General features: G+C 51.8%; 14 protein-coding genes. 2 read left to right on the top strand and 12 right to left on the bottom strand.

The window, feature by feature from the left end:
* Positions 1 to 260 precede the first annotated feature (260 nt).
* The 11 genes from ruvB to ACJHVI_RS05865 all read right to left on the bottom strand — a co-directional run bounded on the left by ruvB (position 261) and on the right by ACJHVI_RS05865 (position 10,644).
* Complete coding sequence (gene ruvB / locus ACJHVI_RS05915) at positions 261 to 1,274, bottom strand: Holliday junction branch migration DNA helicase RuvB (protein ID WP_483183741.1); 1,014 nt, start codon at positions 1,272 to 1,274, stop codon at positions 261 to 263.
* The gene (ruvA, locus tag ACJHVI_RS05910; protein WP_483183740.1) at positions 1,271 to 1,885 is read right to left on the bottom strand and encodes a Holliday junction branch migration protein RuvA; all 615 of its coding nucleotides are present in this window, start codon (positions 1,883 to 1,885) and stop codon (positions 1,271 to 1,273) included. Before ruvA ends, ruvB begins: the two co-directional genes overlap by 4 nt.
* Positions 1,886 to 1,950: 65 nt before the next feature.
* Positions 1,951 to 2,475 carry a crossover junction endodeoxyribonuclease RuvC gene (gene ruvC / locus ACJHVI_RS05905; protein ID WP_483183739.1) on the bottom strand — a complete coding sequence of 175 codons (525 nt, stop codon included), beginning with the start codon at positions 2,473 to 2,475 and terminating at the stop codon, positions 1,951 to 1,953.
* A complete protein-coding gene (locus ACJHVI_RS05900; RefSeq protein WP_483183738.1) occupies positions 2,475 to 3,209 on the bottom strand; it encodes a YebC/PmpR family DNA-binding transcriptional regulator in 735 nt (244 codons plus the stop codon). The genes ruvC and ACJHVI_RS05900 overlap by 1 nt, the downstream gene beginning before the upstream one ends.
* Before the next feature lie 207 nt (positions 3,210 to 3,416).
* Positions 3,417 to 4,157 carry a septal ring lytic transglycosylase RlpA family protein gene (locus tag ACJHVI_RS05895; protein ID WP_483183737.1) on the bottom strand — a complete coding sequence of 247 codons (741 nt, stop codon included), beginning with the start codon at positions 4,155 to 4,157 and terminating at the stop codon, positions 3,417 to 3,419.
* A gap of 12 nt (positions 4,158 to 4,169) precedes the next feature.
* The gene (gene mltB, locus ACJHVI_RS05890) at positions 4,170 to 5,189 is read right to left on the bottom strand and encodes a lytic murein transglycosylase B (RefSeq protein WP_483183735.1); all 1,020 of its coding nucleotides are present in this window, start codon (positions 5,187 to 5,189) and stop codon (positions 4,170 to 4,172) included.
* Entirely contained in the window at positions 5,186 to 6,322 is a 1,137-nt protein-coding gene (gene rodA / locus ACJHVI_RS05885) for a rod shape-determining protein RodA (protein WP_483183734.1), read from the bottom strand. The genes mltB and rodA overlap by 4 nt, the downstream gene beginning before the upstream one ends.
* On the bottom strand, positions 6,309 to 8,216 hold the full coding sequence (gene mrdA, locus ACJHVI_RS05880) for a penicillin-binding protein 2 (protein ID WP_483183732.1): 1,908 nt from the start codon (positions 8,214 to 8,216) through the stop codon (positions 6,309 to 6,311). The genes rodA and mrdA overlap by 14 nt, the downstream gene beginning before the upstream one ends.
* Entirely contained in the window at positions 8,213 to 8,692 is a 480-nt protein-coding gene (locus tag ACJHVI_RS05875) for a hypothetical protein (protein WP_483183731.1), read from the bottom strand. Before ACJHVI_RS05875 ends, mrdA begins: the two co-directional genes overlap by 4 nt.
* Positions 8,692 to 9,591: a rod shape-determining protein MreC gene (gene mreC, locus ACJHVI_RS05870; RefSeq protein ID WP_483183729.1), complete on the bottom strand. Its 900-nt coding sequence runs from the start codon at positions 9,589 to 9,591 to the stop codon at positions 8,692 to 8,694. The genes ACJHVI_RS05875 and mreC overlap by 1 nt, the downstream gene beginning before the upstream one ends.
* Positions 9,592 to 9,594: 3 nt before the next feature.
* A complete protein-coding gene (locus ACJHVI_RS05865; RefSeq protein ID WP_483183728.1) occupies positions 9,595 to 10,644 on the bottom strand; it encodes a rod shape-determining protein in 1,050 nt (349 codons plus the stop codon).
* Between the two features lie 120 nt (positions 10,645 to 10,764).
* On the opposite strand from ACJHVI_RS05865, the gene gatC reads away from it, so the two are divergent.
* Entirely contained in the window at positions 10,765 to 11,055 is a 291-nt protein-coding gene (gene gatC / locus ACJHVI_RS05860) for an Asp-tRNA(Asn)/Glu-tRNA(Gln) amidotransferase subunit GatC (protein WP_483183727.1), read from the top strand.
* A gap of 14 nt (positions 11,056 to 11,069) precedes the next feature.
* The gene (gatA, locus tag ACJHVI_RS05855; RefSeq protein ID WP_483183743.1) at positions 11,070 to 12,527 is read left to right on the top strand and encodes an Asp-tRNA(Asn)/Glu-tRNA(Gln) amidotransferase subunit GatA; all 1,458 of its coding nucleotides are present in this window, start codon (positions 11,070 to 11,072) and stop codon (positions 12,525 to 12,527) included.
* Between the two features lie 62 nt (positions 12,528 to 12,589).
* Here the strand turns inward: gatA and ACJHVI_RS05850 are convergent, their stop codons facing one another.
* Positions 12,590 to 13,642: a metallophosphoesterase gene (locus tag ACJHVI_RS05850; protein ID WP_483183726.1), complete on the bottom strand. Its 1,053-nt coding sequence runs from the start codon at positions 13,640 to 13,642 to the stop codon at positions 12,590 to 12,592.
* Positions 13,643 to 13,834: the final 192 nt, after the last annotated feature.

Here is a 13,834-nt window from a genome sequence, read left to right as displayed (position 1 = left end):
TTTAACGGTGTAAGCAAAAATTTAGAATGGCATTTGAAAGAATGCGAATGGCGCTGGAAGCAGAGTATTGATGATTTAGAAAAACATTTATGGTCGCTTCTGCAATAAATTATACCAATCACCCTGCTAGTCTAGAGCCTTCGGAGAAATGGAAAAAATAATGCAAGGCGGCAAATGGTAGACAGTACGGCAAAGCAAGCCAAAAGCTATTGCTGTGCCATACCTGAAAAAATGACGTTTAATATTTTAAAAACAATTGACTAAACATTTCCATCCGGTACAGAAAAACCCAATTGCAGATAAGCGGCATCGCTTGCCATGCGGCCGCGCGGGGTGCGCTGGATAAATCCTTGCTGAATCAAATAAGGCTCGACCACATCTTCCAAAGTGCCGCGTTCTTCGCCCACAGCTGCCGCCAAAGTCTCAATTCCAACGGGTCCGCCGCCAAAATGCTCAATCAAACGCGACAGCATACGGCGGTCGAGTTCATCCAAACCGGCAGTATCAATTTTCAATAATTTCAGGGCTTCGTCTGCCATTTGGCGTGTAATCACACCGTCGCCGCGCACTTGGGCATAATCACGCACGCGTCGCAGCAAGCGGTTGGCAATGCGCGGCGTACCGCGCGAGCGTTTGCCGATTTCCGCCGCACCGCTGTCTTCAATCTCAATTCCCAGCAACTTCGCCGCACGCGAGACAATTTCCTGCAATTGGGCGTGAGAATAATATTGCAGATGATGGCTAATGCCGAAACGATCGCGCAGAGGCGCCGTTAATAAGCCGGAACGCGTGGTGGCGCCGACTAATGTAAACGGCTGCAAATCCACTTTTATCGAACGCGCCGCCGGTCCTTCGCCAATCATAATATCGATTTGAAAATCCTCCATCGCAGGATAAAGCACTTCCTCAATCGCAGGCGAGAGGCGGTGGATTTCGTCAATAAACAAGACGTCATTGCGTTCCAAATTGGTCAGCAGAGCAGCTAAATCACCGGCTTTTTCTAAAATCGGGCCGGAGGTTTGGCGCAGATTCACACCCAATTCACCGGCAATAATTGCCGCCAACGTCGTTTTGCCCAAACCCGGCGGACCGAACAGCAGCACATGGTCAAGCGATTCCTGCCGCCCCAATGCCGCTTCAATAAAAATGCTTAATTGCGCTTTCAGCTCGTTTTGCCCGATATATTCCGCCAAGCGTTTAGGACGGACGGCACGCTCAATCGCCCCTTCTTCATTGCGCCCGGCGGCACTGATCAAACGGTCGGAATCAATCATTTGCCACTCTGTAATTTCAATTGCAAGGCGGATTTAATCAAAGCCGCCGTATCGGCATCCGGCGATTGCTTGAGCGCACTCTCAACCAATTTTGCCGCATCGGCCGGTTTTAATTCCAATGCCATCAAGGCTTCCACCGCTTCTTGCGCCGCCGTTACGCCCATAGACAAAGGCGTATCCGCCGCACCTGCCATACCCGCAAAAGCACTGTTACCGCCGACACGGTCTTTTAATTCGATTAATAAACGCTCCGCCGTCTTTTTGCCGACGCCGGAAAGTTTTAGCAAAGCATTGCTATTATTTTCACGCACAATGGCGATGAAATTTTCAACGCTGAAACTCGATAAGACCAGCAAACCCAGTTTCGGTCCGATGCCGCTGATGCGGATTAATTCGCGGAACAATTGCCGCTGCGCAATACTGGCAAAGCCGTAGAGATATTGTCCGTCTTCTCTTTGCGCATGATGAATGAACAATTCCGCGGCCTGCCCTTGCGGCAATTGCTCCAAAATGGAAATCGGCACGGCGATTTCATAGCCTACGCCGTTCACATTCATAATCACTTGATTACCCTGCTTATGCAGCACCAAACCTTGTAACCAGCCGATCATCGCCCTACCTCTCTTTGTGCTTCAAGCGTATCGCCGCCCGTAGAAAAATCCTGATATTTCCGCATTTACTTCTCCCAAGCCGACAATACACCGCTTTTTCGCTGCATAATCGCCGTTTGCAGATAATGCGCATGCGTCAGGGCGACCGCCAAAGCGTCCGCCGCATCGCTTTGAATTTTACCTGTTTGATTGAGCAGCAATTTCACCATATATTGCACCTGCGTTTTATCCGCCGCACCTTTGCCGACCACCGCCTGCTTAATGCTTTTCGCCGCATATTCGGCAATCGGCAACTGCGCCAATACCGCCGCACACAAAGCCACACCGCGCGCCTGCCCCAATTTCAAAGCAGAATTCGGATTTTTATGCACAAAAATCTCTTCTATGGCAAATTCTTGCGGAAGATAACGCTGCACCAGCTCGCCGATGCCCTGATGAATCATCATCAAACGAATAGGCATCGACTTTTCCGCCAAGCGAATGCAGCCAGAATCCACATAACGCACCTGCTGCCCTTCCACATCGACAATGCCGTAGCCTGTTATCCGCGAACCGGGGTCAATGCCCAAAATGCGGCGGACAGCTACCATCAGCTGGCGTAATCCTCTGGAAACTCCGCATTGCTGACCACGCTTTGCACATCGTCTAATTCTTCCAGCATATCAATCAGACGCATGACTTTATCCGCATCTTCCGCGCTTACCGGCGAGAGATTTTCCGCACGCATCGTTACCTCGCTTTCATCGGGCGTAAAACCAGCGGCGACCAAAGCCTCATACACGGCGGCATAATCAGCCGGTTCGGTAAGTACTTCCGCACTGCCTTCATCAAACTCAATATCTTGCGCGCCGGCTTCCAAAGCCGCTTCCATCAAAGCATCTTCATCTGCCACGCTTTCAAAAAACAAAACGCCCTGCTCTTTAAATTGGAAAGCCACCGAGCCGGAAGTGCCTAAATTGCCGCCGCATTTAGAAAAAGCATGACGCACTTCGCCGACCGTGCGGTTATTATTATCCGTCAAACAATCCACCATAATCGCCACACCGCTTGGGCCATAACCCTCAAAGCGCACCTCTTCCATCTGCACGCCTTCCAGCTCGCCTGCGCCGCGCTTAATCGCACGCTCCATCGTATCTTTCGTCATGTTCTCCGCCTGCGCTTTGCTGATTGCCAAACGCAAACGCGGATTGGAATTCGGATCGGAACCGCCGCTGCGCGCCGCAATCGTCAATTCACGAATTAAGCGGGTAAAAATCTTGCCGCGCTTGGCATCTTCTTTTGCTTTTTTATGTTTAATATTTGCCCATTTACTATGACCAGCCATTTGAATATCCTTAAATTTCTAAAAAACATCTCTGCCAAAGCCTGCGCAGAAAGCAAAGCCCGGCTTGCGCACCATCGCCCTCAACACAGCCGAAGCGCGAAAGATTGCATAAAAAATGGGGCGCAAGTGTATCACGCCGCCGCAAAATCTGCTGCTTTTGGCAAAGAAAAAAGCGCGACCAGCGCGCTTTTCAAAGCTTATAAATGCCTATTTATGCGTCACAATACTGACTTTGGCAACACCAGCTTGCAATACGCCTAATTGCTGCGCCGCCGCCTTAGACAAATCAATCACGCGATCGCCGTGGAAAGGTCCGCGATCATTGATGCGCACAATCACGCTTTTGCCATTATTCAGATTGGTTACCTTCACTTGGCTGCCCAAAGGCAGATGCTTATGCGCGGCAGTCATATCATGCATATTATAGACTTCGCCGCTGGCGGTTTTGCGCCCGTGAAAACCGGGACCATACCAAGAAGCCGAACCTTCTTCGGCAAAATTTTCCGCCGTACTGAGGGTGCGGTAAGTTTTGCCGCGCACGGTATAAGTAACGGATTTGGCAATCGCCGTGCTTTGCGCAACAACTTTAGCCTGTTTTTGGCTGGCAGCTTGAGCAGCGGCTTGATTGACGGCTTTGCCGCTGTAATCCACCGCCGCAAAAGGATCTTGATGAGTAAAATCAATCACTTTGACGATATTGACTTCCGCTTTGGCAGGTGCGGCAGGTTTAGGTGCTTCTGTTTTTACGGCAACAGCTTGCGCAGGTTTAGCCTGTGGAGGATTAACTTGGGCAAATAGTGCCACGTCAGAATTTTTCGTGAAATCAATAGTTTTCACAATTTTGCGCGGGGCTTCGACAGGCGTGGCAATTGGACCTTGCTGTGCATAAGCCGAGAGCGGGAGCAGATAGGCTACCGCTAGCAAAGCGCTTAGACTTTGTTTTTTCATCAATAGATCTCGTTAATTGGACTCTTTGATGGCAGCAGCCAAATTGCTCACCGCCATCGCATACATCGGCGAGGTATTATAGCGGGTAATCACATAGAAATTATTATAAATAATAAACGCCAATTCCTCTTGCTCGCCTTGCAGCACAAGGCTTCCCACCGTTTCCGCACTTTGAGAAGCTAACCAATTCATGAAATTTTGGTCAGATTTCAGGCTTTCGTCTGTGGATAAGTCCTGCAAAGGATAAGCCGGCTTCACATTGCCGTCAAAAATACTAAGACTCGGTTTTTGCGGCAATTGATAATACAAATCGCCATCTTTCTGCCAACCGCGGTTGGCAAGATAATTGGCAATCGAGCCGATGGCGTCTTCCGGACTTTGCCATAAATTAATCTTTCCGTCGCCGTCGAAATCTATCGCGTCATTGCTATAACTGCTCGGCATGAATTGCGCCATACCCATAGCACCAGCATAAGAACCCTGAATTTGCAAGGGATTCCAATCTTCTTGCTGCGCCAGTAATAAGAAATAGTCAAATTCGCTGCAAAAGAATTCGGCGCGCGGCGGATAGTCGAAACAAAGGGTAGCGAGAGCTTGCAAAACCGGTGTATTGCCCGTGACTTTGCCATAGCGGGTTTCCACGCCGATAATTGCCGTAATCACTGCCGGATCGACGCCGTATTGCGCATAAGCGCGTTCTAAGGCTTCGCGGTGTTGGTGGTAAAAGGCTACGCCGTCTTCCAATCTCGCCGCATCCGAGAAAATGGTGGCGTATTCAAACCAAGGTTTGCTTTTTTCCGACGGACGGCTGATTTTCGCCAGCACGTCTTCATCGCGATGAATTGCCATCAATAAAGACAGCAGATAGCGCGCGTCTATCTGATGGGTTTCAGCGAATTGATAAATGCGTTCGCGGGCATCGGCATTTTGCGCGTAATTAGGCGGGATGTCGGAAGTTTCTTCGGCGCTTTGCGCATAAGTTCCCTGCGCCAAAGCCAGTGCCACGATAAGGACTAAACGGAATGTGTTCATGAAAAATGCTCCTGTTTAGGGGATTGTTTGTAGCCGCCGATCAGATTAACGGCAATCGCAAAACCGGTCATAAGCGATAAGACCGAGCTGCCACCGTAGCTGATCAGTGCCAGCGGCAAGCCTACTACAGGCAAAAATCCGCTTACCATGCCGATATTAACAAAAATATTGATAAAGAACGATAAAAAAATCGCCGCCACTAGGATGCGCGCAAAGCGGTTATTCAGCCGCGTCGAGAGATACAGTCCGCGCAAAATCAGCAAGAGATAGGCGAGCAAGAGCAGGCTGACGCCGAATAAGCCCAATTCTTCCGCAATCACGGAAAAGACAAAATCCGTCGTCGATTCTGGCAGAAAGGATAATTGCGACTGCGTGCCTTCGCCGTAGCCTTTGCCAAAAACGCCGCCCGAGCCGATGGCGATTTGCGATTGAATGATGTGATAGCCCGCGCCGAAGGGATCAGCTTCCGGATTAAACAGCGTCAGCACACGCTCCCGCTGATAGGCTTTGATGCCGAACATCCAAAACAGCGGCAGGGCAATCGCCGCCATCACAGCGCCGACCCCAATCAGCCACCACGGTAATCCCGCCAAAAACAGAGCGATAATGCCGGAAGCTGCGACCAGCAGGGCGGTGCCTAAATCGGGCTGGTCTAAAATCATATAGGCGGGAACGGCGATAATCACCAGAGAAATTAACACGGTAAACAGATTCGGTGGTCGTGCTTGCCGCGTCAAATACCAAGCCACCATCATCGGCACGGAAAGCTTTGCCAATTCCGAGGGCTGAATGCGGGCAATACCGATATTAAGCCAACGCTGCGCCCCGCCCGCATGACTGCCCATCAGCAGCACCAAGAGCAGCAAAATAAGGGTAAAAGCATAAACAAAAGGCGTTATTTGGCGAATTTTGCCGGCAGGCAGACATAAAAACAGCCCAAACAAGCCCCAAGCGGCGGCAAAACGAATCGCTTGACGCAATACCGTGCCGCTGCTTTCCGCCGCGCTGTTCAAAATGACCAAGCTGAAGCCCATCAGCAGGGCAAGCAGCAGTATCAGCCACCAATCGATATAGAAAATCGCCGATTGCAGGATTTTCCATGTGCTGCGCGGTCTGACTTCATCCATTGTCATTGTTATTCTCTGCCGCGCTGCCGAGTAAGTAGAAATCGCTGATTTGCCTTGCCATCGGACCTGCGGTCGAACTGCCGCCGCCACCGCGTTCCACCACAATGCTTAAGGCAATTGTCGGCGCATCGGCAGGGGCATAAGAAACGAACATGGCATTGTCTTGATGCTCGCGCGCCAATTGGCTGTTGGGAATGCGTTGGTCGGTTTTAAAGGAAATCACTTGCACCGTGCCCGATTTGCCCGCCATGCGGTAGCGCAGACCTTGGGCAATGTTTTTGCCCGTACCGCTGTGATGATGAATCACGCGTTCCATGCTGTTTTTGGCGATTTGCCATGCCTGCGGCTCATAGACGGGGATAATCTTTTCTTCCGCCCGTTCGGGGCTTTGAAACTGCATGCTCACGGGGTCGTAAATGCGCTTGAGCAGATAAGGGGTGAAACTTTTACCGTCGCGGGCAATCAGGGCGGTCATATATGCCAATTGCAAAGGCGTAGTGGTAAAAAAGCCCTGCCCGATGCTGGCATTGATGGTATCGCCGATATACCAATTGGTTTTGTAACGCGCTTCTTTCCAAGCACGGGTCGGCATGATGCCGCTGTCTTCGTCGGGCATATCAATGCCGGTCAGCCGCCCCATGGCAAAATGTTGGCAATATTGCGCCATGCGGTCGATACCTAATTGCTGTCCCAGCGAGTAAAAATAAATATCGCAAGACTGGGCAATCGCGCCCACGCCGTTCAAACTGCCGTGTCCTGTACGCTTCCAGCAATGGAAAGGACGAGCATTGGGATTTTCCGCCAAACGGTATGCGCCGCCGCAATGCACATGACTATGTTCATGCACCACCTGATAATGCAAGCCCGCCAAGAGCATCATCGGCTTAATCACGGAACCGGGCGGATAACGCCCTTTCAATGCGCGGTCATATAAAGGTCCATGCGGATCCTCCAGCAGCATTTTGTATTGCCGCTGGCTGATGCCTTTGGTAAACAAATTGGTGTCAAAACCCGGCTTCGATACCATCGCCAGCACTTCGCCGTTTTGCGGATTAATCGCCACGCAGGAGCCGCGATGTTCGCCCAGCACTTGATAAATAAACTGCTGCAATTTCAAATCAAAAGACAGGTAAATATCCTTACCCCGCTGCGCCGGCACTTCTTTTAACAGGCGCACCATATTGCCGTTGGCATCGGCTTCGACCTGCTGATAGCCCGATTTGCCGCGCAACAGCGCTTCGTATTGCCGCTCGATTCCGCTGCGTCCGATATAGTCGATGCCTTGATAATCATCGGGATCGATGCTTTGCAAATCTTTTTCATTGATGCGGTTGGTATAGCCCAGAACATGCGCGCAGAGTTCGCCATAAGGATAGAAGCGCTCGTAATAAGGCTCAATCGCCGCGCCGGGCAGGCGGTACAATTGCAAAGCCAAGCGGTAATGCGCCTCTTCTTCAATCGAGTCTTTCAGCACCACGCTTTCATAGCGGCGGCTGCGCCGATAGCGGCTGCGAAATTGTTCGATGCTTGCGCTATCCAAGCCCAAAATCAGGCTTAATTGCGCCAGCAGCTGTTCCAAATCCTCCACATGCGAGGGATTGACGACCACTTGATAACGCAGAATATTTTCCGTCAGCGCAATACCGTTGGCATCATAAATCGTGCCGCGCTCGGGCACCAGCGGCTTGATTCTGACCCGATTGGATTGGGCACGCGTGCGGTAATAATCGTAGCGCTGCACTTGCAGGGTAAACATGCGCCCAAAGAGCGCGGCAATTCCTGCGCAGACTATCAAAGCCGTTAAGGCAACGCGGCGCGTAAAAGAACGTTTTAAATAAGCCTCGTCTTTGCCTTCCTGTTTTTTATGGCTGAGCAAATCGGCATGGGCGAATTTTTTCATCGCCGCGCCCGCCTGCCATAATGCTGCATAAAGATCAGGCTAATCATCCGCATCAACGGCCAAGCCGCTAATTGCAGCAGAAAACACCACAGCCAGCCCGCCGGCGCCGGAATACCTTCCACAATATAAAGCAATAAGAATTTCAGGACGACAAATCCCGCTCCTAGAAAAATCACGCCCAGCAATTGCTCAAATACCGACACCGTGCGCCAATACGTATGCAAGGGAAAAATCAGCAATGCCGTCAAACCGTATAAAACGCCGTGAAAACCGATGCTGACCTGCGCGGACAAATCCAATAAAAAGCTAATCGGCAAAAAAGCCCGCCACAGCGGCAAGCGCGGCTGATAATAAAACAAATACAGCAAGACCATGACCGTAATATCGGGCAGCAACAGCCAAGGTCGGAAATAAGCGCCTACCGTTAGCAGCAACCAGCAGACAAAGAAATACAGCAGCAAGGGCAAGACAGGCATTATTGTCCCCCTAATTGCGCAGGACGCGGCGGCCCGACAGGCAAAATCACTTCGGGAATAATATCGCGCTGATCCAGCAATAAGACCTCAAGCATGGAAGACAGATGCGCTAAGGGTTTGAGTTTAATCTGTAAAAAAGAATTGCGCTGATCGCGCGACACATCCACCACTTCCGCCACCGGATAACCACGCGGAAAGACGCCGCCCAATCCGGAACTGACCAAGCGGTCGCCAATTTGAATATCGCTGTCCAAGCGGATATTTTCCACCGTCAAGGCGCTGCGCTCCGCCATGCCGCTGAGCAAAGCGCGTTGCTGGGTACGCTCGACATAGACCGGCACGCGGCTGCGTCCGTCGCTAATCAGCATGACCCGCGCCTGATGTTCAAATACTTCCGTAACCTGCCCGACCAAGCCGAAAGGATCGATTACCGCCTGATGCTGATACACGCCATCAGATAAACCTTTGTTAATCAATATGGTTTCACGATAACCTTCGATATTGCTGTCGAAAATCTCCGCAATCATCACCGGCACCGTCACGCTGCCTACCGAATCCATCAACATCCGCAAACGGCGGTTTTCCGCCTGATAATGCCCCAGCAACTGAATTTGCGTGCGCAACTCATCATTTTGCGCACGCAATTGCTGCACCTGCACCGCCAAATCTTCCTCTTGCTGCCATTGCTGCCATTGTCGGCTCAAACCGCTCAAAGGTGCATAGACCATGCGCTGCAAAGGCGCATAGGCATGGTCGTGCAGCAATGCCTTCGGCTTATCCAGCCAAGGGCTGTATTTATTCAATAATAACAATAAGAGACTCAGCGTTATCGCCGTCGCCCAAGCAGGAAGCCAATGGACAGAACGCTGTTCGTCATCCGCAGGAGGCGTGGCGAACATGAATTAAGTCATCAAGAAAGAAGCAACGCCGCGTTGATCCAATAATTCCAAAACCTTGCCGCCGCCGCGTGCCACACAGGTCAAAGGATCATCCGCCACAATCACATTCAAGCGCGTTTCTTCCATAATCAGTTTATCCAAATCGCGCAGCAAAGCACCGCCGCCGGTCAGTACGATGCCGCGCTCCGCCACATCCGCCGCCAATTCGGGCGGCGTTTGTTCCAAAGCCAATTTCACCGCGCGCACGATGCTGCCCAGCGGCTCTTGCAAGGCTTCCAGCACCTCATTGGAATTAATCGTAAAACTGCGCGGCGCACCCTCTTGCTGATTCGTACCCTTCACTTCTAATTCGCGGATTTCCGCCGAAGGATAGGCGCAGCCGATTTCTTTCTTAATCCGCTCGGCGGTCGGCACGCCGATCACAATGCCGAAATTGCGCCGCACATAATCGATAATCGCGCTGTCGAAGCGGTCGCCGCCCGTGCGAACAGAAGCGGCATAGACAATGCCGTTCAGAGAAATTACCGCCACCTCGCTTGTGCCGCCGCCGATATCGACCACCATCGAGCCGTAAGCCTCATCTACGGGAATTCCTGCCCCAATCGCTGCCGCCATCGGCTCTTGAATTAAAAAGACCTCGCGCGCACCCGCCGCTTTCGCCGCATCATGAATCGCGCGTTTTTCCACCTGCGTCGCCCCCGAAGGCACGCAGACCAAAATCCGCGGACTGGGACGGAAAAAACCGCCGCGTCCGTGTGCGCGCTTAATGAAATGATCCAACATCATGGAAGTAATCTTAAAATCGGCAATCACGCCGTCCTGCATCGGGCGCACCGTACTTAAATTATCTGGCGTACGCCCCAGCATCTGCTTTGCCTGCGTGCCATAGGCGACAATCTTTTTGCGGCCGTCTTGGGGATCTTGGGCAATCGCCACCACCGAAGGCTCATCTAAGACTACGCCTTCGCCGCGCACATAAATCAAAGTATTCGCCGTTCCCAAATCGATAGATAAATCACTAGAAAACAAACCGCTAAGAAACTTAAACCGCATAGACTGAGCCTCAAAAAATAGATTGCCCTTCTCGGGCGTGCAAAGACAAAGCGGATATGATACCTTTTTAAGCGTTTTTTTACATCATCTTGCGCAAGCAAGCGCCCGAGACTTTTACTTATGAATAGCTTAACACCTGAAATTATAGAAAAAACCGCCAAATTGGCACAATTGCACATCAGCGACGAGGAAAAACAAGCCCTGCAAGCCGACCTTGCCGCCATTTTTCCGCTCTTCGACGCCTTGAACAAAGCCGAGATTTCCGCTCTTGAGCCGCTCGCCCATCCTTTAGATGCCAAACAACGCCTGCGTGCCGACCAAGCCGTTGCACGCGATTTACTCGCTACCATCGAGAACAACGCGCCGCAATTTGAAGACGGCTTCATCACCGTGCCGAAAGTCATTGAATAAGGACAACCATGAGCATTTTACACAGCAGCATTCGCGAACTTGCCGCCCAATTGGCAAACAAACAGCTTTCATCATTAGAACTGACCGAACACTATCTGCAACGCATTGAGACGCATAATCCGCAGCTTAATGCCTACATCCGCATCACCGCCGAACAAGCGCGCGCCGATGCCCAAGCCAGCGACGCACGCCGCGCCAAAGGCGAAATCCGCTCGCCCTTAGACGGCATTCCGATGGCGCATAAAGACCTGTTCTGCACCGCAGGCATCACCACCACCGCCGCCTCCAAAATGCTGGAAAACTTTGTGCCGCCGCACAGCGCCACCATTGCCGAAAACCTCGCACAAGCAGGCGCCGTCATGACCGGCAAACTCTCCATGGACGAATTCGCCATGGGCTCTTCAAACGAACGCAGCGCCTTCGGCGTAGTGCATAACCCTTGGGACAGCAAAGCCGTGCCGGGCGGTTCATCGGGCGGTTCGGCAGCTGCCGTCGCCGCCAGACTCGTGCCCTACAGCACCGGCTCGGATACCGGCGGCTCCATCCGCCAGCCTGCCGCCTACTGCGGCGTTACCGGCATCAAACCCACCTACGGCACCTGCTCGCGCTGGGGCATGATTGCCTATGCCTCCAGCCTCGACCAAGCAGGGCCTATCGCCCCCAGTGCGGAAGACTGCGCCCTTATCTTAAACGCCATGGCGAGCTTTGATCCCAAAGACTCCACCTCCAGCCAAGACACCCTGCGCGTCTTCGACAACCTGCTCAACCAGCCGCTCAACGGCGTAACCATCGGCATACCGCGCATCTATTTCCAAGGACTCGACAGCCAAATGGCGGACAACATCATGGCGGCGGCAAAAATCTATGAAAGCCTCGGTGCAACACTCAAAGACATAGAACTGCAAAACACCGACATCGCCATTGCTAGCTACTACCTCATCGCCTCCGCCGAAGCCTCCTCCAATTTGGCGCGCTATGACGGCGTACGCTACGGACACCGCTGCGAAAACCCCGACAATCTGCAAGACCTCTACCGCCGCAGCCGCAGCGAAGGCTTCGGCGAAGAAGTCAAACGCCGCATTCTTATCGGCACCTACGCCCTCTCCGCCGGCTACTATGATGCCTACTACGAACAAGCACGACGCGCACGACGCGCCATCTTAAACAGCTTCACAGAAGCCTTTGCGGAATGCAATGTCATCTTAGGGCCGACCACGCCAAGCCCTGCCTTTGCCATCGGCAGCCAAACCGACGATCCGGTCGCCATGTTCCTCGGCGATTTATACACCGTCGCCGTTAATCTCGCGGGATTGCCGGCAATCAGCCATCCGGCGGGCTTTATTCAACATCTGCCGGTCGGCTGTCAATTAATCGGACCACATTTCAGCGAAGCGCGCCTGCTCAACCTCGCCCACCGCTTCCAGCAAGAAAGCGACTATCACAAACAAATCCCCAACGCTTACGCCGCCTAAAACAAACGCCCCTGCAAAGGGGCGTTTGTTTCACAAAAAGAAATAAAAGAATCGACTATAAATCACTCTTTCCCGCTGACTTCGATAATCATCATTTCCGAGCGCGAACCTAAGCGCAGGGGCGTGCCCCAATAGCCGAAGCCGCTGCTGGTAAAGAAATGCACGCCGCCGATTTCGGCATGACCATGGTCCAGTACATACATGCTGCTGGTTATGAAATTGGCGGGGAAAATCTGTCCGCGGTGCGAGTGCCCCGACACCTGCATATCAATCGGCAGCGTGGCGGCTTCTTCGATATTGGTCGGGCGGTGATCGAGCACAAATACAGGCATTTCCTGATCGACTTGCGCCAATAATTCCGGCAAGGAGGGACGACCGCGGGCATGGTCGTCATCGCGACCGATAATCGCGATTTGATTGTTAAATATCGCCGTTTCATCGCGCAATACATGCATTCCCGCCTCACGCAAAGCACGGTCATTGCCGGCAGTGTCGCCATAAAATTCATGATTGCCCAAAGTGGCGTAAACCGGTGCCTGAATGCGCTTGAGAATCTGCGCAATGCCGTCGCGGTCATAATAATCAGGATTGTCATTAATAATATCGCCGGGCATCAGCACCATATCCACCTGCTCGGCATTGAGCATAGCGACCAATTTTTCCGCCATGCCTTTGCCGACCCACAAGCCAAAATGCGTGTCCGTAACCAAAGCGATTTTCAACGGCGCCAGCGGCTTATTCAGCTGAATTTGATAGCGCAAAATGGTCGGCGAATGCGCACTGAACCAAGCAAAGCCCAGCAATGCCAAAAAAGCGGTCGGCAATAGAGGTTTTAAATATTTATCATGACGACCGCGTCCCAAGAAATGCAGCAAACCGATTGGCAAAGCGGCCAAAAACCATAACCAAGACAAAGCCAACACATTAGCGAATACGATAATGCCATGCGGCAAAAACCAACGCGCACCGAATAAACTATTGCCCAAGCCGAATAGCAAGACCACCGCATACCAATGCGGCTTATGTCCGCTCAGCCATATATACGAACGCAGTAACACAAAAAGCAGCAATTGAAACAAACAAATCACTACCGCAAATAAAAGCCAACGCGGCATATTTTCCCCTTAATAAAAAATTTCGCCCTAGGCGGATTCACATCAATGTTTTAAACTAACCTGAGTTCGGGATAAGCACCCCACTAAAAAATAAAGAGCAATTGTGATAATCTACTGTTTTGACGAAACAAACCATCACAAAAGCCCTTTAACATGGAACATCTTACAACACTTTTCTGCCAAGTAGATGAT

Source organism: Suttonella sp. (assembly GCF_056855035.1).
Note: the sequence above shows the minus strand (reverse complement) of the source record. Positions and strands in the feature narration are given on the sequence as shown.

Coding starts and splice junctions, on each gene's coding strand:
- ACJHVI_RS05865 (WP_483183728.1), bottom strand. CDS start 10,644: ATGCGGTTTAAGTTTCTTAGCGGTTTGTTTTCTAGTGATTTATCTATC.
- gatC (WP_483183727.1), top strand. CDS start 10,765: ATGAATAGCTTAACACCTGAAATTATAGAAAAAACCGCCAAATTGGCA.
- mrdA (WP_483183732.1), bottom strand. CDS start 8,216: ATGAAAAAATTCGCCCATGCCGATTTGCTCAGCCATAAAAAACAGGAA.
- mltB (WP_483183735.1), bottom strand. CDS start 5,189: ATGAACACATTCCGTTTAGTCCTTATCGTGGCACTGGCTTTGGCGCAG.
- mreC (WP_483183729.1), bottom strand. CDS start 9,591: ATGTTCGCCACGCCTCCTGCGGATGACGAACAGCGTTCTGTCCATTGG.
- ACJHVI_RS05850 (WP_483183726.1), bottom strand. CDS start 13,642: ATGCCGCGTTGGCTTTTATTTGCGGTAGTGATTTGTTTGTTTCAATTG.
- ACJHVI_RS05895 (WP_483183737.1), bottom strand. CDS start 4,157: ATGAAAAAACAAAGTCTAAGCGCTTTGCTAGCGGTAGCCTATCTGCTC.
- ruvB (WP_483183741.1), bottom strand. CDS start 1,274: ATGATTGATTCCGACCGTTTGATCAGTGCCGCCGGGCGCAATGAAGAA.
- ACJHVI_RS05875 (WP_483183731.1), bottom strand. CDS start 8,692: ATGCCTGTCTTGCCCTTGCTGCTGTATTTCTTTGTCTGCTGGTTGCTG.
- ACJHVI_RS05900 (WP_483183738.1), bottom strand. CDS start 3,209: ATGGCTGGTCATAGTAAATGGGCAAATATTAAACATAAAAAAGCAAAA.
- rodA (WP_483183734.1), bottom strand. CDS start 6,322: ATGACAATGGATGAAGTCAGACCGCGCAGCACATGGAAAATCCTGCAA.
- ruvC (WP_483183739.1), bottom strand. CDS start 2,475: ATGGTAGCTGTCCGCCGCATTTTGGGCATTGACCCCGGTTCGCGGATA.
- ruvA (WP_483183740.1), bottom strand. CDS start 1,885: ATGATCGGCTGGTTACAAGGTTTGGTGCTGCATAAGCAGGGTAATCAA.